The organism is Mariniflexile fucanivorans, assembly GCF_004341235.1.
GTDB classification, from domain to species: domain Bacteria; phylum Bacteroidota; class Bacteroidia; order Flavobacteriales; family Flavobacteriaceae; genus Mariniflexile; species Mariniflexile fucanivorans.
The window spans coordinates 184,447-204,579 of sequence record NZ_SLUP01000003.1 but is presented as its reverse complement, the minus strand read 5'-3'; the positions used below and the strand labels follow the sequence as shown (position 1 = coordinate 204,579).

18 protein-coding genes and 1 riboswitch are annotated in these 20,133 nt (G+C 35.1%); of the genes, 15 read left to right on the top strand and 3 right to left on the bottom strand.

Going from position 1 to position 20,133, the window contains the following annotated elements; genetic code table 11:
- Positions 1–139 precede the first annotated feature (139 nt).
- Positions 140–2,761 carry an MGH1-like glycoside hydrolase domain-containing protein gene (locus EV196_RS07585; protein WP_132216992.1) on the top strand — a complete coding sequence of 874 codons (2,622 nt, stop codon included), beginning with the start codon at positions 140–142 and terminating at the stop codon, positions 2,759–2,761.
- A gap of 50 nt (positions 2,762–2,811) precedes the next feature.
- Here EV196_RS07585 and ribB read toward each other — a convergent pair whose 3' ends face one another.
- Positions 2,812–3,480, bottom strand: a complete 669-nt coding sequence (ribB, locus tag EV196_RS07580) for a 3,4-dihydroxy-2-butanone-4-phosphate synthase (RefSeq protein WP_132216990.1) — start codon at positions 3,478–3,480, stop codon at positions 2,812–2,814.
- Positions 3,481–3,582: 102 nt separating this feature from the next.
- A riboswitch (FMN riboswitch) is annotated at positions 3,583–3,704 on the bottom strand.
- Positions 3,705–3,948: 244 nt separating this feature from the next.
- Here ribB and EV196_RS07575 point away from each other — a divergent pair.
- The 14 genes from EV196_RS07575 to EV196_RS07510 all read left to right on the top strand — a co-directional run bounded on the left by EV196_RS07575 (position 3,949) and on the right by EV196_RS07510 (position 17,779).
- Positions 3,949–5,580: a hypothetical protein gene (locus tag EV196_RS07575; RefSeq protein WP_132216988.1), complete on the top strand. Its 1,632-nt coding sequence runs from the start codon at positions 3,949–3,951 to the stop codon at positions 5,578–5,580.
- A gap of 159 nt (positions 5,581–5,739) precedes the next feature.
- Positions 5,740–6,510: a YoaK family protein gene (locus EV196_RS07570; protein WP_132216986.1), complete on the top strand. Its 771-nt coding sequence runs from the start codon at positions 5,740–5,742 to the stop codon at positions 6,508–6,510.
- Between the two features lie 522 nt (positions 6,511–7,032).
- The gene (locus EV196_RS07565; RefSeq protein ID WP_132216984.1) at positions 7,033–7,905 is read left to right on the top strand and encodes a UDP-2,3-diacylglucosamine diphosphatase; all 873 of its coding nucleotides are present in this window, start codon (positions 7,033–7,035) and stop codon (positions 7,903–7,905) included.
- 1 nt (position 7,906) lies between these two features.
- A complete protein-coding gene (locus EV196_RS07560; RefSeq protein ID WP_132216982.1) occupies positions 7,907–8,899 on the top strand; it encodes a glycosyltransferase family protein in 993 nt (330 codons plus the stop codon).
- A 14-nt stretch (positions 8,900–8,913) separates the two neighbouring features.
- Positions 8,914–10,278: a GH1 family beta-glucosidase gene (locus EV196_RS07555; protein ID WP_132216980.1), complete on the top strand. Its 1,365-nt coding sequence runs from the start codon at positions 8,914–8,916 to the stop codon at positions 10,276–10,278.
- A 588-nt stretch (positions 10,279–10,866) separates the two neighbouring features.
- Positions 10,867–11,178: a DUF262 domain-containing protein gene (locus tag EV196_RS07550; protein ID WP_132216978.1), complete on the top strand. Its 312-nt coding sequence runs from the start codon at positions 10,867–10,869 to the stop codon at positions 11,176–11,178.
- Positions 11,179–11,475: 297 nt separating this feature from the next.
- Positions 11,476–12,123 (top strand): hypothetical protein, encoded by a 648-nt coding sequence (locus EV196_RS07545; RefSeq protein WP_132216976.1) that lies wholly within the window; start codon positions 11,476–11,478, stop codon positions 12,121–12,123.
- 1 nt (position 12,124) lies between these two features.
- Entirely contained in the window at positions 12,125–13,501 is a 1,377-nt protein-coding gene (locus tag EV196_RS07540; protein WP_132216974.1) for an HNH endonuclease family protein, read from the top strand.
- Positions 13,502–13,827: 326 nt separating this feature from the next.
- Positions 13,828–14,169, top strand: a complete 342-nt coding sequence (locus EV196_RS20320; protein WP_394343242.1) for a hypothetical protein — start codon at positions 13,828–13,830, stop codon at positions 14,167–14,169.
- 153 nt (positions 14,170–14,322) lie between these two features.
- Complete coding sequence (locus EV196_RS07530; protein ID WP_132216972.1) at positions 14,323–14,550, top strand: CDGSH iron-sulfur domain-containing protein; 228 nt, start codon at positions 14,323–14,325, stop codon at positions 14,548–14,550.
- Positions 14,551–14,820: 270 nt separating this feature from the next.
- Positions 14,821–15,333, top strand: a complete 513-nt coding sequence (locus tag EV196_RS07525) for a hypothetical protein (protein ID WP_132216970.1) — start codon at positions 14,821–14,823, stop codon at positions 15,331–15,333.
- Positions 15,334–15,409: 76 nt separating this feature from the next.
- The gene (locus tag EV196_RS07520; protein WP_132216968.1) at positions 15,410–15,982 is read left to right on the top strand and encodes a Crp/Fnr family transcriptional regulator; all 573 of its coding nucleotides are present in this window, start codon (positions 15,410–15,412) and stop codon (positions 15,980–15,982) included.
- A 60-nt stretch (positions 15,983–16,042) separates the two neighbouring features.
- On the top strand, positions 16,043–16,771 hold the full coding sequence (locus tag EV196_RS07515) for an acyl-CoA desaturase (protein WP_132216966.1): 729 nt from the start codon (positions 16,043–16,045) through the stop codon (positions 16,769–16,771).
- 291 nt (positions 16,772–17,062) lie between these two features.
- Positions 17,063–17,779: a VIT1/CCC1 transporter family protein gene (locus tag EV196_RS07510; RefSeq protein WP_132216964.1), complete on the top strand. Its 717-nt coding sequence runs from the start codon at positions 17,063–17,065 to the stop codon at positions 17,777–17,779.
- 185 nt (positions 17,780–17,964) lie between these two features.
- Here the strand turns inward: EV196_RS07510 and EV196_RS07505 are convergent, their stop codons facing one another.
- Both EV196_RS07505 and EV196_RS07500 read right to left on the bottom strand, forming a co-directional pair.
- Positions 17,965–19,356 carry a collagen-like domain-containing protein gene (locus EV196_RS07505; RefSeq protein ID WP_132216962.1) on the bottom strand — a complete coding sequence of 464 codons (1,392 nt, stop codon included), beginning with the start codon at positions 19,354–19,356 and terminating at the stop codon, positions 17,965–17,967.
- Between the two features lie 4 nt (positions 19,357–19,360).
- Positions 19,361–19,834 (bottom strand): T9SS type A sorting domain-containing protein, encoded by a 474-nt coding sequence (locus EV196_RS07500; RefSeq protein WP_132216960.1) that lies wholly within the window; start codon positions 19,832–19,834, stop codon positions 19,361–19,363.
- Between the last annotated feature and the right edge of the window lie 299 nt (positions 19,835–20,133).

Here is a 20,133-nt window from a genome sequence, read left to right as displayed (position 1 = left end):
GCAAAAAAACCTCAAAAAAAAGTCTTATTTTTAATTTAAAGCCTAGTAAAGCAATCAATTTTAACGTTATTAATATGTTGAAAATTGAAGTTTTTTAAGGGTTTTATTCTTATTACAAAAACTCTTATAACTAAAGCATATGATTCAAAAAGGTTCTGAAGCAGAAAGATTAAAAGTACCCAACAATTATAAAAATTGGAAAAAATGGGGACCTTATTTAGCCGAAAGACAATGGGGAACCGTTAGGGAAGATTATAGCAATCATGGAGAGGCATGGGAGTTTATAGATCATGAAAAAGCACGAAGTAATGCTTACCGTTGGGGGGAAGAAGGGATAGGTGGCTTTTGCGATTCTCGAGAAATATTGTGTTTAGCACCTACATTTTGGAATGGGAAAGATCCTATCTTAAAAGAACGCCTGTTTGGGCTTACCAACAACCAAGGCAACCATGGGGAAGATGTGAAGGAACTTTATTTCCATCAAGTATCATCGCCCACACATTCCTATTCAAAATATCTTTATAAATACCCGCAGAACGAATTTCCATATGGCGATTTGGTTAACGGCAACAAGCGTGGTCGTCATGAATTTGAATACGAGTTGTTAGATACCGATGCTTTTAAAAACAGTGCCTATTTTGATTGTTACATAGAATATGCTAAGGCCAATATAGAAGATATTCTAATGAAAGTCACTGTGGTGAATAGAGGCAAAAAAGCAGCTGCCATTCACGTATTGCCACATTTATGGTTTCGTAATTTTTGGAAACACAACAAACGTTATGAACGCCCCGTTATGAGATCGGTTTCAAACAACAGCGTACAATCTAGAAGCGTTAGAAATGGTAGTTATTATTTATATCACGAAGCTGGTGAACAGTTATTTTGTGATAACGAAACCAATAACAAACGTATTTATAACTTCGAAAACGATGTTGAATATGTAAAAGATGGTATTAACGATTATGTGGTAGATGGTGAAGCCACTGTAAATCCAAAAAAAGTAGGAACTAAATTTGCAGTATGGCATCAGTTAAAATTAAAAGCAGGTGAGGAGAAAACCATAAAAATACGCTTAAGTAAAAATAAAGTGAAAGACCCTTGGGGTGATTTTGATGCTATTTTCCAACAGCGCATTTTGGAATGTGAAGAATTTTATTCCGAAACCATAAAGACCGACATTCCAGAAACCCACCAAGCCATTGCCAGAAGTGCTTTTTCTGGCTTGTTATGGACAAAACAATTCTATTATAACGATGTGTTTAAATGGCTGTTTGGTGGTCCCGGTGAAGGAAAACCCGAAAGAGCAAACATGCGAAATTACAGTTGGCAACATCTTACCAATAGGCATGTTATTTCCATGCCCGATAAATGGGAGTACCCATGGTATGCCGCTTGGGATCTAGCATTTCACATGGCATCGTTTGTAGAAATAGATCCGTTTTTCGCCAAAGAACAGTTGTTGTTGGTTTTAAAAGAAAACTACATGCATCCTAACGGCCAAATTCCTGCTTACGAGTGGAACTTTAGCGATGTAAACCCACCCGTACATTCGTATGCCGTTTGGAATGTGTACGATAAAGACAAAAATTATACAGGTAAAGGTGATACGGAGTTTTTAGAAAAAGCCTTTCAAAAACTGCTTATTAATTTCACATGGTGGGTAAACCAAAAAGATAAAAGTGGTACCGATTTGTTTGAAGGAGGCTTTTTAGGTTTGGATAATATAGGGGTGTTCGACAGAAACCACATGCCGCCCGGTATTACCAGAATGCAACAAGCCGATGCCACCAGTTGGATGGCTATGTTTACGCTTAATATGTTGCGCATGTCGCTAGAGCTTTCAAAAACCAATAAAATCTACGAAGAATCGGCGGCTAAGTTTTTTAGGCATTTCCTGAATATTGCTTGGGCCATGCATCATATTGGTCAAAAAGATATTTCACTTTGGGATGATGAAGATAATTTCTATTACGATGTGGTAGAAATGGCTAATGGCAGTACCAATCGACTAAAAGTACGTTCGTTGGTAGGTGTGATACCTATGTTTGCAGTAGAGATTATGCATAAGGACCTGTTCGAAGAATTGAAAGATTTCAGGTTTAGAGCAAATGAAATTATGCGAACCCGCCCAGATTTAGCTTCCTTAATTACTAATTTAGATGAAACCAATTCCGAAGGTAATTACCTATTCGCCATCATGCGTGGGTTTAGGTTAGAGCATTTGTTGATTCGTTTGTTGGATGAAAACGAGTTCCTGTCCGATTACGGCGTTCGTTCGCTATCCAAGTACCATGAAGCGCATCCTTTTGTGTTTCAGCATTATGGGCACCATCAAATTCAATATGAACCAGGAGAGAGTCGTTCCAATATGTTTGGCGGGAATTCCAATTGGCGAGGTCCTATTTGGATGCCTTTAAATTATATGATTATACAGTCGTTGCGTAAGTATTACACTTTTTATGGGCCAACATATCAATATGAATTTCCAACGGGTTCTGGTAACAAGCTCAACCTTAAACAAATTGCTAACGAGCTTACAAAGCGTTTGATAAAACTATTTGAGGCCAATGGCGAAGGCAAGTTTCAATATCATGCCGATAGTGAAGGTAAGCAGTTTTCAAACGATGCTCATTTTAAAGATTTACACCTATTTTACGAGTTTTTTGATGGTGATAATGGTAAAGGTTTAGGCGCATCTCACCAAACCGGTTGGACGGCATTAATAGCCAATTTAATTATGGATATGGATGCCGATTAAACAGTTCGAACTCTAGTAATGGTTATTTTGAATGCGATTGATGCGTTTTATTAGCTAATCATTTCAAGTTTTTCCTTATTTTTTTCAGTAATCATTCTATATTGATAAATGTCTTCAATTGAAACAACCGTCATATTTTGTTTATTTGCAAAATCACAAATTTCGGGAAGTCTAGACATGGTTCCGTCAACATTTGTCAATTCGCATAAAACAGCATATTCCCCTAAGCCTGCTATTTTCATTAAATCAACACTTCCTTCGGTATGTCCTCGTCTATCGAATACGCCATTTTCTTTTGCCAATAAAGGAAATACGTGTCCTGGATGCGATAAGTCTTCAGGTATTGCCTTGTGAGAAATTGCGGTTTTTATTGTTGTTATTCTATCCTTTGCAGAAACACCTGTTGTTACTCCTTTTTTTGCCTCAATTGAAATAGTAAATGCGGTTTGGTTCTTACTTGTATTATCATTAACCATAGGTTTTAAATCAAGGCTTTTACATTTTTTATCTTTCAAACATAGACACACTATTCCGCTACATTCTCTAATCATTAAAGCCATGTCTTTTTCTGTCATTTTCTCTGCAGAAAAAATAATATCACCTTCATTTTCTCGATTTTCATCATCTACGAGTAAAATTCCATAACCATCTTGTAATTTTTTAACAGCATTCTTTACTCTTTCTACGCTGTCTTTTCCAAATTCATTTAATATATTCATCTTTGCTACTTTTTAAATTATTAAGATTAATTCTTCTGAGCAAAGTATACAACAGCATAATACGCAACTGATTTATATCAATCGCATAATTTGGGTGATAACTTTTTTCTTCTCTCATCCAGACTTTAACTGTCGGTTTTGGAGTTTCACCAAATCAGTCCTTTTTCAAGGAGTCGCGGACTTTTACCGCCGGTAGGGAATTACGCCCTGCCCTGAAGAAAATATTTTTCAAAATTACAGAATATTTTTTTAGAATCCATTCATTTGGTATGTTAAGAATGTGATTTTTCTATAACAATCCATTCATAATTTATAATAAAAATGATGCGATGCCAAATAGGAGATGCCTACATCTATATTTAAAGGAGGAAAGTATAACTAGTGAATTTTAATAGTGGTCTTAGTAATATGAATTCGTTCAAATATCTATCTTTGATGTAGTAAAAGAATCAGGATATATTAAAAAAAATGAAACATAGAAAAATAAAACGGATAGTCGTAGTAGCTCTCACATTATTAGTAGTCGTTATTTTTTGTAATTCGCAAAATGGCAAGAAGAAACTACTAAATCATGGAAATATTGCTGTTCCCCACGAACGCCGTATTGTTTGGAATACAGAATCACAGTTCTATGACTCTATGGTGGCATTATGGTCTAAAAAATCGGTGCAATATGGTCCAAAAAAGGGCAAGGTAGATAATCCTCGTATTTTATTAGCACAGCTTCATTCAAAAACAAACGTCAAAGAAATTAACCAAGTGATTATGGGTATGGAACCATGGGGCGTTTCTGGCTCATCGTGGACGCTTAATAAACTTGGAGATTACGATTTCACAGCTACTGTACTTACTTCTATTTTATGGCAGTTTGGAGATAAGCCTGAATTATTGTACAAAGAAACGGTAGCGCATTTATTAAACGTCTTGTTAGTTGAAGAAGGTTATAAATTCAGGAATACGGCCCCAAAAACGTTAGGGTTATTTCCTGAAACTGAAAATCATATATTGATGACCGAGGGCTCTCGTTACCTTAAAAATAGATGGTTGGCACTTCATGGTAACAAAGATCCTAAATATGACAACATCAATAACGAGATGGAATCGAAATTAATAGAGTTTTTACAAGAGATAAAAACAAATGGGCTTCATGAATTTAATTCCATGCCTTATGTGGGGTACACCATTACCGCTTTATTGAATCTAGAGGCTTATGCTTCAGAACCTATTAGAAAAGATGCTCGAGATATATTAGATTATATGAACTTTTGTTATGCTATTGGAAGTTATAATTATAAATATTTCCCTCCCATGAGAAGGCGGTATGATAGGGCTAATTGGCATAAATTAACGACGGGCTACCATACTGTTTTTATGAAGGCGTGGATGAGTTTTTTACCAGGAACCAAATCAAATTTCGATATATCACATGGAGAGCCTCATGCCCTAATAGGGGCTTGTATGCCATACCGTCCAGCAGATGAAATTACCCAGCTTTTATTTAAAAAAGGCAACGGCTATTTTGTAAAATTAGGACATGGTAAAAAGGCTTGCCCAGAAATATATGCAGCTGGTAAAAATTATTTGCTTTCTGCAGGTGGTGCAAACCGTGGAAAAAAATCGGAAATAGTAGCTAGACCCATTACGCTTTTTATTAATGACGATGCTAAAAACCTAGAGGAAACCTTCCATCTGTCGGGTCCAGGAACAGATTTTATGGCGTGGAATAATACAGGGGTTTATAGGAACTTTGCTTGTGCTGCGGGTGCCGTTTCCATTCCAAAAGGGCAACAGCCTGTTATTAAAAGTAATACTTGGTCTATTTTTAAGGGTGGCAACAATGTGTACATGGCCGTTTTTTCTACTCATAATCTAGGGATACTTGCTATGTTCGAGAATGAAAATCCGGAGCAACTATTGCAAAATTTGGAGAAGGCAAATCCTTCTACGGAAAGGTTAAAAACACATTTCCAATTTCCTGGAGGGGCATTAATTAATTACGACGTGCTTGCACCAGAAGATACATGGGTTATTAAACAGGTAGATAAAACAGTACTTGATAGGAAATATGACCAATGGCCTTTAATACAAGGCGAATTTTAAGTTTGAATAATTCTGAATATATTATATGAAGTAGTACGTGTTCTTATCATTAAAGTACATGTTTGTTTTTGGATTTCTATTTACTTCGGAAAAACACGTCACACAAAAAATGTTACTTATAAAAGTACATAGTATATCAGTCGAAAAATTGAATAATAAATGTTTAGACATCAAGGTAGAAGTAGAACATTAAAGCACAATTTACGTATTGCCACTATTTTGTCCTTTGTAGCAGGAATTGTAAATGTAACAGGATTTTTGGCTTTTCAACAATTAACAACCAATGTAACGGGTCATTTTGCTTTATTTATTAGTGATGTTGCTAATTTCGAATTTTGGAAAGGAACCGTCTATTTTCTCTATATATTTTCATTTCTCTTTGGTTCTTTTTTGTCAAGCTTTCTAATTGAGAGGTATAGAGAAAGCAAAAAGCTTAATGTATTTGTAATTCCAACACTTATGGAATGTTTTATTTTGATAACCATAGCTGTTTTTAGTGATGTATTGGAAATAAAATATCCAGACTTTATTGTGTGTGCCCTTCTTTTTGCCATGGGACTTCAAAACTCGCTTGTTACAAAAATTTCGAATGCTGTTGTAAGAACTACACACCTTACGGGCTTGTTTACCGATTTAGGTATTGAACTATCACAACTGTTTTTTCCTAAAACGCACCCCCATGTCGAAAAAATTAAATCCACTATAAAACTACGCGTCTTTATTATTTGCTTCTTTTTTATGGGAGGTATTGTTGGAGGATTTATTTACTCAAGAATGAACTTCAAATTGAATACCCTTGTTTTTGCATCCCTAATTTTATTAGCAAGTTTGTTCTTTGACGATTTTAGATTCAAACTCATCTTAGCAAAAAGAAAATATAAACACAAAAGGAAACATAAACATAGAAAAAATAGCTTAAGTCATATTTAAAGTAAAACAGCCATCGCTAACAATGAAAGTTAAATCGTAAAAATTTCTATATTATTCTTTTATCATCAGTATTTTAACTTTAAAAGATCCTGCTTTTATTTGATTTTTTAGGGATCATTGCCCCGAGGCTTGCCTCGTCTTTTGAGTTATGGAATTTGGAATTTCCTTTTTTTGTGGAATTTAATACCTCATGGGCTTGCCCTGAGGTAGTTTATTTATGTTCAAAACGAGTTTTTTTAGGCTAAACTCATATTACTTCGTTTAGCTTCTTTTATAAGGGCAGCAAAGCAAAACCAAATGAGCAACAAGCTATACGCTATTAAAACCTTAACACCTTCTTAATACTTTAGTAACCTGCTATTGAAGCTAATACTACAACTTTGTATTTTTAAAATACCATATGCTTATAATCTTAAACGATTTAGCTACACTAGCAATAAAAACCATATCTACTTGGTGTGTAAGTAGGTTTACTTCCTCTCTAAAACTTAATATTAAAAAACAAATTTCAATAGCAAGCACATGAAAAAACGCGCTGTAGATATTGTTGTGATTTCTGATGTGCATTTGGGAACCTATGGTTGTCGTGCTAAAGAACTTCATAAATACTTAAAATCGATAAAACCCGAACGGGTTATTTTAAATGGCGATATCATCGATGTTTGGCAATTTAGTAAACGCTACTGGCCCAAGTCGCACATGAAAATAATTAAACTCATCACCACTTGGATATCAAATGGAGTACAAGTAAACTATGTAACAGGGAACCACGACGAGATGCTCCGCAAATTTGTAGGCTTTCAAATGGGAAGTTTCAGTATTTCAAATAAAGAACTATTAACGGTTGATGGCAAAAAAACATGGATATTTCATGGCGATGTGTTCGATGTGACCATGCAACACTCCAAATGGATTGCAAAACTGGGTGCCGTGGGTTATGATTCGCTCATTCTACTAAACAGTGCCATAAACTTCTTTGCTTCCAAATTTGGTAAAGGGCCTATTTCGATGTCCAAAAAGATAAAGAACAGCGTCAAGTCTGCCGTAAAGTTTATCAATAACTTCGAAAAAATAGCCTCAGATATTGCTATTGAAAACGAATACGATTATGTGATTTGCGGACACATTCACCAACCAGAAATAAAACGTATTGAAACCGAAAAAGGGGAGGTGATATATTTGAATTCGGGCGATTGGGTAGAAAACTTAACCGCTTTAGAGTATTATGAAGGCACTTGGCACCTATTTAGTTATAGGGACAACTTTTTGGTTGAAACCAATAATGACGTAGATACGGAGGATGAAGACGTGCTAGAAACCAAAGTACTTTTCCAAAACATGATGAAAGAGTTTCAGCCAGTTATGAAACACCCCAAAGTAAATCAAATTAAGTAGTATGAAGAAAGTACTTTATGCGATTCAAGGCACGGGCAACGGACACTTAAGTCGTGCCCGCGATATTATTCCCATCCTTCAAAAAAAAGATATAGAACTAGATATTTTAGTTAGTGGCACCGAAGCCGATATTAACATACCATACCCCATAACCTACCAATTAAAAGGGTTGAGTTTTGTATTTGGAAAAAAAGGCGGTGTCGATTTTTGGAAAACCTATTTCAAGGCAAAAAGCATGCGTCTCCATAAAGAAATTAACACGCTTCCTGTTGAAAAATACGATTTGGTAATCAACGATTTCGAGCCCGTTTCAGCTTGGGCGTGCAAACTAAAAAAGAAACCCTGCATCAGTTTAAGTCATCAATCGGCTGTTCTAGCTTCAAATGCACCAAAGCCTAAAAAGAAAGACGCTTTAGGAAAACTGATTCTTAAAAAATACGCACCCACAACCAAGCACTATGGGTTTCATTTTAAAGCCTATCAAGAGGATGTATTTACACCCGTTATAAGGCAAGACATTCGAAATGCCGTATGCGAAGATGGTGACCATTATACGGTGTATTTGCCATCATATGATGATGAAAAAATACTAAGCATACTTTCTAAAATAAAAGAAGTAACATGGGAAGTGTTTTCTAAGCATAACAAAAAAGTAGTTACTCATAAAAACATAACCGTGCAACCCATAACCAACGATGCTTTTGTAAAAAGTATGGCAACCAGTAAAGGTATTTTGTGTGGTGGTGGTTTTGAAACCCCTGCCGAAGCCTTATTTATGAAAAAAAAGCTGATGGTAATCCCCATGAAAGGGCAGTATGAGCAGCAATGTAATGTGGAGGCATTAAAAGAAATGGGTGTGCCTGTAATAAAGTCACTGAAAAAAAAATATATAAAAGATATCATGAATTGGGTAGAAACCGATACCCTTGTAGAAGTAAATTACCCCGATATCACCGAACACATTATAGACACTTTATTACAAGAAAATCTATAATACAAAATCAATCTATGGATTTTAACAATCCCCAAAAACCTTTCCATTTAAAACCTCAAGATTTCGGAAAAGACTTTGTATTTGGAGTCTCTACGGCTGCTTATCAAATAGAAGGTGCCCACAGCGTACACGATAAAGGCGTTTCCATTTGGGACCATTTCACATCCAAAAAAGGGAATACCTTTAACAACCAACATGGGCAAATAGCCTGCGATTTCTATAATAAGTTTGAAGACGATATTCTACTTATGAAATCCATGAACATCAAACACTTTAGGTTTTCATTGGCATGGTCGCGCATCCTTCCAAATGGCACGGGAACTGTGAGTACCGAAGGCATTAATTTTTACAATCGGGTGATTAACTTCTGTTTACAATGTGGTATCACACCTTGGGTAACGCTCTATCATTGGGATTTACCTCAAAACTTACAAAACCAAGGCGGTTGGGTAAACAGAAAGGTACTAGACTGGTTTGAAAACTACGCCCACGTATGCGCCACCCATTTTGGCGACCGTGTAAAAAACTGGATGGTGCTAAACGAACCCATGGTATTTACCGGTGCAGGCTACTTTTTAGGCGTGCATGCCCCAGGCAACAAAGGCTTAAAAAACTTTTTACCCGCCGTACACCATGCCGTTTTATGTCAAGCCATGGGCGGTAAGGTGTTACGGGAGCTTGTACCAAATGCCCATATAGGCAGCACCTTTTCCTGTTCGCAAATAACACCTAATAGCAATTCGGCTAAAGATGTGTTGGCTGCCAAAAAAGCCAATGCCTTATTAAATAGACTATTTATTGAACCCTTATTAGGTTTAGGCTACCCCACCAAAAATGTACCCGTTTTAAAACGCATAGAAGCCTATATAAAACCACACGATTTAGAGAATGCCCAATTTGATTTCGATTTTATTGGCGTGCAAAACTATACCCGCGAAGTGGTAAAACATAGCTATTTTGTGCCTTATTTAAGAGCTAAAATTGTGAAAGCTTCCAAACGGCGTGTAAAAACAACACTCATGGACTGGGAAGTGTACCCACCTAGCATTTACAACATGATCAAGCATTTTAACCAGTACCAAGGCATTAAAAAAATAATCGTCACCGAAAATGGCGCTGCCTTCACCGATGTGCTTTTAGATGGCAACGTGCATGATGAAGACCGTTTACAGTATCTACAAAACCACATAGAGCAAGTGCATAAAGCCAAAAAAGACGGACTCAACGTAGCAGGTTATTTTGTGTGGACCTTTACCGATAATTTTGAATGGGCAGAAGGCTACCACCCCCGTTTTGGTTTAGTGTACACCGATTTTTCAACCCAAAAACGTATTGTAAAAGCATCGGGCAAGTGGTATAAAGATTTTTTGGGAAGCTAACCGTCATTCGCTTTTAACCGTCATTGCTATAAAGTCTAATATTTACGCATCACGCGAGGTACGAAGCAATCTCACGATGATTAGTCCCAACTCTTAATAAACAGATTGCTTCAGTCGTGCCTCCTTCGCAATGACGTAAAGTTTTATGTGTATCGTCATGGCGAGGAACGAAGCCATCTCATGATGCAAACTCTAAAACTAAAACAACCTACAAACCTAATAATCAAATACCTAATCACCAAACCCGTGACACACATTGAGACGATTTGAGACGATTTGGGACAATTTGAGACGATTTGACACAGATTGAGACAACACCCCAAAAAAGTAGGGGTTTTGTTCGGGTTTTGTTCGAGTCTTGTTCGTCCACGGTTCGGGTGTATTTTGTTTAGATGGGGGTTTGGCTGAACAATGCCCGAACGAGTGTAAAATGAAACGGCTTTAATAACTTTATTTTTAAAGACTTCTTACTTTTTGTAAGTGGATTTTTATTATATTCGTCAGTATATAATCTGAATTTAAATAATAGATTAGATAGAACTCTCATGGGGCATCAAAACTACATACTTGCAACTAAAAATATAAAATATGGGAAATATTGACAATGAACTTCAACAGAAAATTTTTGAAGATGAAATTTATCAATTTCAAAGGGTTTTTCAACCTTCTCCTCAAGATATACCAATAATTGATTTATTTGACAATTACGCTTCTGGTAAAATTGATCATGAACCTGAATATCAAAGAAAATTTGTTTGGACTTTAGCTAAACAATCATATTTTGTAGAAAGTCTATTATTTGGTATTGACACTCCGATAATATACTTCGTTGAAGTTGAAAAAGAGGTCAACGGATATAAACGTATTGTAAAAGAAGCCATAGATGGCAGACAGCGATAAAGCACAATATTTAAATTCTACGACAATCAACTTAAAATTCAAGAATTAAAAAAAAATTCGCCTTTATATGATGATTTAAATGGAAATACGTATAAGGATTTAAGTGAAAGGCTTCAAAATTTATTTAAGCAATATAATGTCAGAACTGTAACATTTAAATTGGTTGACAGAAATACAGATATTGACACTCAATTAAAATTCAAATATCAGCTATTTCATAGATATAATTCAGGACTTACAGCTTTAAACCAACAAGAGGTTAGAAATTGCCAATATTCTCAAGATGATTTCCATAAAATGTTTAGAGAGATTTCTAAAAGTGAAATTTTCCTTAAGGTTTGCCCGTTTTTTCAAGAAGAACAACGAATGGCAGATGACGAGTTTGTTACATTATTATATTTATTAACCCTTTTTGATGACTCTTTAGATAGCTATTCTAAAAAAAGTAAAAACCCTTTTATAAATAGTTATTTTGAAAGAATTCATTCAAATATTTACAACCTAGAATCAAACGGTGATGAAATAGAGTTATCTGAGAAAGATGAGGAAAATGAAGAAGATATTGAATTAAATGCAAAACAATTGAGTCATGATTTTATTATTAAAACCAAGAAATCAATATTTGAAAACATTGAAAGTGTAAATTTAGTATACGGTCAATACCTTAAAGGTAACAGGCAAGAAAGATATTTAATTGAAACAATTTACTATCATTTAGCTAAAGACAAAAGGATAACAAAGCAGTTTCTAAAAAATAAAAGTACTGAACTTGGTGATTTTATTGCAAATTATCTAAAGGAAGTAAACGAAAAACCATATCCTGAAAATCAAGATTTTAACTTATTGGATTGTTATAAAGAAAAAGTTGCTCACACTGGCAGAGTTAAATATCGTTTTAACGAAATGCGAAAAATAATTAACTCATTTTTTACCCAATCAAATTAAAATGGAAGATACAACTGCACTAGATATTTCATTGTTTCAATTAAAACAAGGAACATCATCAGATACAAGTGTTAAGACTTTAACGCGATTCTATCAAGATGGAATTATTAATTTAAGACCCAGCTATCAAAGGAACGAGGTAATAAATAGAAAGAAAGCAAGTGGTATTATTGAAAGCGCAATATTGGGAATTCCACTACCTCCTCTTTATTTGTTTAAAGATAAAGAAGGCAAATTAGAAGTAATTGATGGACAACAAAGGTTGATAACCTTTTTAGGTTTTCTTGGTCGGCTAAATGACATTAAAACAAAACTTAATGGTTTCAGCTTAATTGGATTGTCAATTTTAAACAATCTAAATGGTAAAAACTTCGAAAATGAGCATTTCAAATTTACACTTAATGAGAAAATCCTAGATTTTACAATTAAAACATTCACATTCGAAGAGGAAAAAGGATTTGAACCAACTTTAAAGTATGAAATTTTTGAAAGGCTAAACAAAAATCCTTTTCCAATTAAACCAAATAGCTTTGAACTTTGGAATTGTATATATTTAAGTAACTTCACTAGAATGATAAAAGAAATTGCCACAACTGATGATTATAACTATGGCATTTCAAGAAGGGCACCAGACAGTCTTGACCTTAGAATGGATAGTGAAAATGACATTCTAAGATACATTACTCTATTGCGTAATTATGAGGTTCTTAAAGAAAGAAATGATTTACCAAAATCAATGATGCTTCAAGAGGTAGAACGTCACTTTTCAGATAAAACTCCAAAATTTGAAATTGAATTAATAAAAAAGGAATTCTTAAAAATACTTAGAAAATCAAGAATTCTTTTTGGTACAAGTAATGTAATTGGACAATTAGTAAATGATAACGAACGTAGAAAAACAGTATATCCAAATTTAACATTAATGGATGTGATTATAGTTACATTGAGTGATGAAAGCGAGAAATTCATAATGAAATACAGAGATGAACTTCTAGAAATTATTGAGTCATTCTTTAAGGATGAAGATAATCGTTCAATAATTCAGAACTCAAAAAGGGGCAGTGCAAGAATTACTAATCCTTATTCTGACAGAGTTGATTATTTAAAGTCAAAAACATTTGATGTAATCAGACAAAAATATGGTATAGAAAAATCAAAGAGAATTAACATCAGAGATTTATCGCTAGTTGATAAATTAATGGAGAAACAAAATGGTCTATGTCCGTACTGTAAAAATCAGATTAAAATAACAGACAAATATGAAATTGACCATTTGCAATCAGTAGACGATTTTGGTTCAAATGAGGAAATAAATCTTGCAGTATTACATGAGATTTGCAATAGAGAAAAATCAAATAAAAAAATACTAATGGAATAACGCCCCCCGCTAGCGCTCGTTTGTAACGAGTGCCGTACCGAGTAAGTAAACAAATTTACCATAGTAAAAAGAGAAGGTTTTTTAGTAAAAATTGATTATATGAGCAGAAAATACAAGTTTCAAAATAAAGCGGGGTTATATTTTGTGTCTTTTGCGAATGTAAAATGGATAGATGTTTTTACAAGGCAAATATATTTTAATATTTTAGTAGACAGTGTAAATTATTGCAGATTTGAGATTAAGAGGAGAAAGCATCGCTTTCGGGTTTATATTGTTTTATGCCAAGCCATATACATTTCATATTTCGTTCTTCAAACCAACAACCCATGGAACTGTTAAGAGATTTTAAGAAACATACATCAAAAAAAATAATTGAAGCCATAGAAAACAACCCACAAGAGAGTAAAAGAGAATTATTTCTATGGTTATTTGAACGTGCAGGAAAAAAACAAGGTAATGTTTCAAAATATCAATTTTGGCAACATCATAATAAACCAATAGAATTATGGAGTGATAAAGTAATTAAACAAAAAATAGATTATGTACATAACAATCCTGTTGAGAGTGGTTTTGTTACAAACCCAATTGACTGGAAATATTCAAGTGCCAGAAACTTTCAAGATGATCATATAGTATTGAAAATTGATGATGCAGGGTTTATTGCATAGCATTATGGGCACTCGTTACAAACGAGCGCTAGCTGGGGGATAATTTAAGTTGGGAATGGAAATAAATAGCTCTAGAAATACCGTAAATAAATCATCCAACACATAAAAACCAAAAAATATTTCCCCAACTTTGCCTCAAAATAAAAAAAGACTATGAGCAAAACAAAACTTACCATTAACAGTAATGGATCGGTAAAAGTAGAAGGTGATTTCGAAATAGTAGATGCACAAGGGAATGTGTATGGTTTACAAGGTAGAGACGTATTGGGTATTTGCCGTTGTGGGCTTTCTGCCAACAAACCTTTTTGCGATGGGTCGCACCGTAACCATTTTGAGCACGATGCCAAAGCCTTCGATTTACCACCTATGAAAACCCGTTAATATTTAAAGGCTTACAACCCGCATTTAAATGACCATAAAAAGTAACTAGCAACAGCTATAAAAAAGCGTCTGTCTAAAAAGTGTTTTTGTATTTGCTTTGTCAGGTTGAGCTTGTCGAAACCAAAATTGATTATAAGTAAGTTAAAAATATTTCGACAAGCTCAATATGACACAGGATTACACTTTTTAGATAGCCTCTTTTTTAATTAAACGAATTGTAGTTTTAAGAGTCTAAATACTAGAATTCATTTTTCAAAATACATATACATAATGAAACCAAAACAATTGAGCACCACGGTGCGTGTTATCCATCGCTATTTAGGGTTTTTCTTAGCCGGAATTATGGCTATTTACGCCATTAGCGGTATTTTATTAATTTTTAGAGATACCGATTTTTTAAAATCGCAACACGTTGTAGAAAAGAAAATACCGGGAAAAGTCAATTTAAACAAATTAGGGAATCAATTAAAAATTAAAAATTTAAGCATTGATAAAGTAGAAAATGATATCGCTTATTTTAAAGAAGGCACGTTTAATACCAAAACCGGTGTTGCGAACTATACAACTAAAAGTTTGCCTTTTGTACTGGATAAAATGACGAAACTTCATAAATCTAATTCTAGTCAGCCCCTGTTTTTTCTTAATGTATTCTTTGGTGTATCACTACTGTTTTTTGTATTATCTTCCTTCTGGATGTATTTACCAAAAACCACTATTTTTAAAAAAGGTATGTATTTTACCCTTGGTGGCGTTGTATTAGCGCTTATCTTAATTTTCGTTTAATACAGAAAACCCATTCATTACGCTTCCTACTTCTGTTTATAATTCTTAATTTGCGAGTTCTCGTTATAAGACACCCATGAATAAATTCAGACATTATTTAGAAGCCATTGTAGATGTTGAGGATGCCGACTGGAATTATTTCTCCTCCCGACTCATTAAACGGGAATTTCCTAAGAAAAGCATCTTTCTGAATATGGGTGACGTAGAAAATTACATTTCTTTTATAGAACACGGCGGCGTGCGTTTATTTATCCCCAAGGAAGATGAAGAAAAAGACATCACCTTTGGTTTTTGCTTGCAAAACGAATTTATAAGTGCTTACGATTCTTTTTTAACACAAGAACCTTCTTTATATCAATTAGAAACTTTAATGGATACCACCCTGTGGAGCATCAGTTATGCCGACTTACAAGAGGTGTATAAAAACACCAAAATAGGGAATACCATGGGGCGTTTCGCTTCAGAAAGACTATTCCTTATTAAATCGAAGCGCGAACAATCGCTATTAAACGACACGGCAGAACAGCGCTACATAAACCTATTTGAAGAGCGCCCAGAAATTATTAAACAAATCCCCTTAAAATATATCGCTTCCTATATTGGGGTCACCCCACAAGCATTAAGTAGAATTCGCAGGCGCATTTCTTAACTTAGGTTCATTGTATTTAAAAGGTACGACTCCTATTTTTGCTTTTTAAATTAAATTTACATGGCAGTTCTATTTTTATTGATAATCTTGTGGTATGGAGGCTTGTTTTTTCAAACATTTTTCCTTCATCGCTATGCGGCGCACCAAACATTTACCATGTCTAAGACCGCAGAAAAGATGACATATGTACTAACTTGGTTATTTCAAGGTTCTAATTATTTAAGCGCTTATGGTTATGGGGTGATGCACAGAATGCACCATGCATATGCCGATACCGAAAAAGACCCACACTCACCAAAGTTTGACGAGAATGTGTTAAAAATGATGTGGCGTACTAAAAACGTGTATCAAGATATTAACAGGCAACGTATTGCTGTAGAAGAAAAATTCACTAAAAACGTACCGCAATGGTTAGCTTTCGATAGAATGGCAAGTTCTAGAGTTTCAAGAATTATTTGGACCGCACTTTATATCACTTTCTTCATACTATTTGCAACTGCTTGGTGGCAATGGTTGTTTTTACCTGTTATTGTATTAATGGCGCCTATACACGGGGTTATCATCAATTGGTACGCTCATATTTATGGGTATGTAAATTTTAAAGTAAAAGACACTTCTAAAAACCTATTACCTTTCGATTTTTTAATGATGGGCGAAGCTTACCACAACAACCACCACAAACACGGTGGTCGTGCAAACTTTGGAGTAAGATGGCATGAGTTTGACCCTACGTATTTTATCATGCGTATTCTTAATAAAGTAGGTATTATCAAGTTTGTGAAAAACTAAAGTTTTATTGGAGCGTTCCCTTTTATCCTGAGTGCAGTCGAAGGTAATATCTTTTTAAAACGTCATGGCAGGGAGCGAGCAACTGATTTTTATAGTTCAAACAAAAACGTGTTGCATTTAAGTTTTAAAAAAGGATGCCACAGCAACCCTAAGGCAGTTCCTATGGAGCTAATAAAAACAGTTTAGCACATTACTTTATCTGAAAAAAAAGCGATATCTTCGTTTATCTTCGAATATAATGTATTACAGCAGAACCATGTCCGCGATGTATACCATTAAAACCGCATATAAATGAACGATCTTTCTGAAGAAGTAGATGATTATTTAAACAATCACTACATACACCGCAGTAATTGGTTAAGAGCCGCAGTCCTTGGTGCAAATGACGGTATTTTATCAACTTCCAGTCTAGCCATTGGTGTTGCCGCTGCAAGCGATTTAAGAGAACCCATAATTTTAGCCACTTTAGCAGGATTGGTTGCTGGTGCTTTATCGATGGCTGCTGGCGAATATGTTTCAGTAAGTTCTCAAACCGATGTGGAAAATGCAGATATTGAAAGGGAAAGAATAGAATTAAAGGAAATGCCAGAGTTGGAATTACAACGATTGGCCGAAATTTATGAAAAAAGGGGACTTAAAAAAGAAACTGCTTTAGTCGTTGCTAAAGAGTTTACGGAACACGATGTGCTAGCGGCTCACGTAAGAGATGAGTTGGGAATTAATGAAATAAGTCAAGCCAAACCCATTCAGGCGGCTTTAACTTCTGGTGCTTCATTTACAGTAGGTGGTATACTACCACTCCTTGTTGCTTTATTTCTACCGCTTCAAAATATGGAATATTATTTATACGGTTTTTCCATTGTATTTTTAATTATTTTAGGTGCATTAACGGCTAAAACAGGGGGTTCCAGTATTAGTAAAGCTATTATTAGAATTACATTTTGGGGAACCGTTGCCATGGGGTTAACGGCTTTAGTGGGGTATATGTTTGATATCAACGTAATATAAAAAACCTGACCGTGCTTCCGAAATATTGGAAATGAAATGAGTGTCGAATACGGCTTTCAAAAGCCATTTAAAAGTGTATTTGATAATGTACTAGTTATGATAAACTGAGGCACAAAAAATAGAACTCATAAAAAAAGACCGCCAGTTTTACTGGCGGTCCTTTCTTGTAATGGTAATTTTTATTTTTATTTTATTTCTTTTACTACAATCTTACCAATTAAGTTTACATCTGTTCCTTGAGTTTTCTCTAGTTCCAAATTGATGTCTGTTGTTGGCTTGATCAAACAGCTTGTAGTTGAAATGTTATAAGAAACATCCGAACCACCTTGTCCAAAGTAAAGCTCAGTTGCAAGGTAAGTGCTGTTTGTGGCATCTTTCAATCTGTATGTATGTCCTCCTGTTGCATTATAAATATAGAAAGCAACAGATACTTCATACATTTTATTTGCATGTAGCGTAATAGATGAACTGTTCATAACAACACCGTTTACATAAGTTGCAGATGGCCACATCGGCGACAATGTTTGTGCACCTAAGGTACTTGAATTTCCAATGTTAGCATAAGCATATTCAGGAGCTGTTGAACTACCACCAGTAGCGCTAATTACTCCACTTGCAATGCTAATCCCTGTACCTGCTGTATAAGTACCTGCTGGTCCTGTTGCTCCTGTAGCACCCGTTGGTCCTGTTGCACCGTCTAATCCATCAACACCATCTAATCCTGCTGCTCCTTGAGGACCCATTGGCCCTGTTGCACCATCAACACCGTCAGCACCATCTAATCCTGCTGGTCCTTGTGGACCCATTGGTCCTGTTGCACCATCAACACCGTCGGCACCATCTAATCCTGCTGGTCCTTGTGGACCCATTGGCCCTGTTGCACCATCAACACCGTCAGCACCATCTAATCCTGCTGGTCCTTGTGGACCCATTGGCCCTGTTGCACCATCAACACCGTCAGCACCATCTAATCCTGCTGCTCCTTGAGGACCCATTGGTCCTGTTGCGCCGTCTAATCCATCAACACCATCTAATCCTACTGCTCCTTGAGGACCCATTGGTCCTGTTGCACCATCAACACCGTCAGCACCATCTAATCCTGCTGCTCCTTGAGGTCCCATTGGCCCTGTTGCACCATCAACACCATCTAATCCTGCTGGTCCTGGTGTTGAACTACCTGATGTTTTTGCATATAATGCATAAGGTACACTTAACATTTGACTTGTACCTGTAATAGTATAGTTACTTCCTCCAGTGGGATCAGTTTCTGTTTTAATGAAAAAGGTATCTGCTCCCCAATCTATAGTAGAGAAATCACCTGAAATAACATTTCCTGTTCCGATCTCTAGAGTCACTAATCCATTCATGTTAGTATTTATGTTTTGAGTTTCTACATACATAGCTGTTCCTGTCGCTGAACCTTGTAATATGCTTATTTGCATACCTACGGCTTGGTTTGATACTAAATTATTGTTAATATCTCTAACCATAGCTTGGTAACTCATTTTACTTGGGCTTTGAGCAAGACTTATCGCGGTAATAAATAATGCTGCTATTAGTGTGTATAGTTTTTTCATATTCTTAGTTTTTAATAATTTTAAATGATTTTAATTCTTTATTGCTTTGGTTTACTTTTAGGATGTAAGTGCCCATATCTAAATGTTGCATTCTTATTTGCGTAGTTTTTTGTAACGCTTGTCCTTTTGTAATTGTTTTACCTTGTATATCGTACATGATATAAGTAAGGTTCTCTAAGTCAGAGTCTTCTACCTTAAGTACAATATAATCTGTGGTTGGGTTTGGGTAAGTAGCTAGCTTTAGTATTAGCCCTGTGAATTCTGCGTTGCTCAAACTGAATAATTCAATACCTTGTTGAACACCTTGTGTCAATGTCCCATTATTGCCAGAATTGGTAGTATATACCAATTGCCCAACTGAATAGCTAGATGTTCCACCACTACCGGTGGCTTCACCTCCTGATACAGAAAGATTTTCTTGTGAATAAATGGAATGCGTAGCACAGAGTAATAGTGCTACAAATGTAGTTTTTATCATATAAGTAGGTTTTGTAGGATATTCTTTTCTATTTTAAAAACAAAAAAGAAAGAATACACTTATTCATTTTCAAGTATATGTATTTAATCTTATATAAAGGTCGTTTAATCTGTATTTTTTTGTAAAAAAATTTTTATTAAGTGTAAGTGTATTTGTTTTGTAATTCAAAAAGATATGTTTTATTCTACAAGATAATTCATGGCTTAATATGTGAATATTTATTGGTGTTCCTTATGTAATTATTAGGTTCTTGGAGTATTTTTTTTATTGAAGAATTTCTTAGAAACCAATTTCAAAAT

What these genes read in the sequence shown, in the direction of transcription:
- EV196_RS07500 (WP_132216960.1), bottom strand. Translation starts at nt 19,834, where the DNA reads ATGATAAAAACTACATTTGTAGCACTATTACTCTGTGCTACGCATTCC.
- ribB (WP_132216990.1), bottom strand. Translation starts at nt 3,480, where the DNA reads ATGAATATATTAAATGAATTTGGAAAAGACAGCGTAGAAAGAGTAAAG.
- EV196_RS07565 (WP_132216984.1), top strand. Translation starts at nt 7,033, where the DNA reads ATGAAAAAACGCGCTGTAGATATTGTTGTGATTTCTGATGTGCATTTG.
- EV196_RS07515 (WP_132216966.1), top strand. Translation starts at nt 16,043, where the DNA reads ATGGCAGTTCTATTTTTATTGATAATCTTGTGGTATGGAGGCTTGTTT.
- EV196_RS07530 (WP_132216972.1), top strand. Translation starts at nt 14,323, where the DNA reads ATGAGCAAAACAAAACTTACCATTAACAGTAATGGATCGGTAAAAGTA.
- EV196_RS07560 (WP_132216982.1), top strand. Translation starts at nt 7,907, where the DNA reads ATGAAGAAAGTACTTTATGCGATTCAAGGCACGGGCAACGGACACTTA.
- EV196_RS07555 (WP_132216980.1), top strand. Translation starts at nt 8,914, where the DNA reads ATGGATTTTAACAATCCCCAAAAACCTTTCCATTTAAAACCTCAAGAT.
- EV196_RS07545 (WP_132216976.1), top strand. Translation starts at nt 11,476, where the DNA reads ATGTTTAGAGAGATTTCTAAAAGTGAAATTTTCCTTAAGGTTTGCCCG.
- EV196_RS07575 (WP_132216988.1), top strand. Translation starts at nt 3,949, where the DNA reads ATGAAACATAGAAAAATAAAACGGATAGTCGTAGTAGCTCTCACATTA.
- EV196_RS07570 (WP_132216986.1), top strand. Translation starts at nt 5,740, where the DNA reads ATGTTTAGACATCAAGGTAGAAGTAGAACATTAAAGCACAATTTACGT.
- EV196_RS07525 (WP_132216970.1), top strand. Translation starts at nt 14,821, where the DNA reads ATGAAACCAAAACAATTGAGCACCACGGTGCGTGTTATCCATCGCTAT.
- EV196_RS07510 (WP_132216964.1), top strand. Translation starts at nt 17,063, where the DNA reads ATGAACGATCTTTCTGAAGAAGTAGATGATTATTTAAACAATCACTAC.
- EV196_RS07540 (WP_132216974.1), top strand. Translation starts at nt 12,125, where the DNA reads ATGGAAGATACAACTGCACTAGATATTTCATTGTTTCAATTAAAACAA.
- EV196_RS20320 (WP_394343242.1), top strand. Translation starts at nt 13,828, where the DNA reads ATGGAACTGTTAAGAGATTTTAAGAAACATACATCAAAAAAAATAATT.
- EV196_RS07585 (WP_132216992.1), top strand. Translation starts at nt 140, where the DNA reads ATGATTCAAAAAGGTTCTGAAGCAGAAAGATTAAAAGTACCCAACAAT.
- EV196_RS07505 (WP_132216962.1), bottom strand. Translation starts at nt 19,356, where the DNA reads ATGAAAAAACTATACACACTAATAGCAGCATTATTTATTACCGCGATA.
- EV196_RS07550 (WP_132216978.1), top strand. Translation starts at nt 10,867, where the DNA reads ATGGGAAATATTGACAATGAACTTCAACAGAAAATTTTTGAAGATGAA.
- EV196_RS07520 (WP_132216968.1), top strand. Translation starts at nt 15,410, where the DNA reads ATGAATAAATTCAGACATTATTTAGAAGCCATTGTAGATGTTGAGGAT.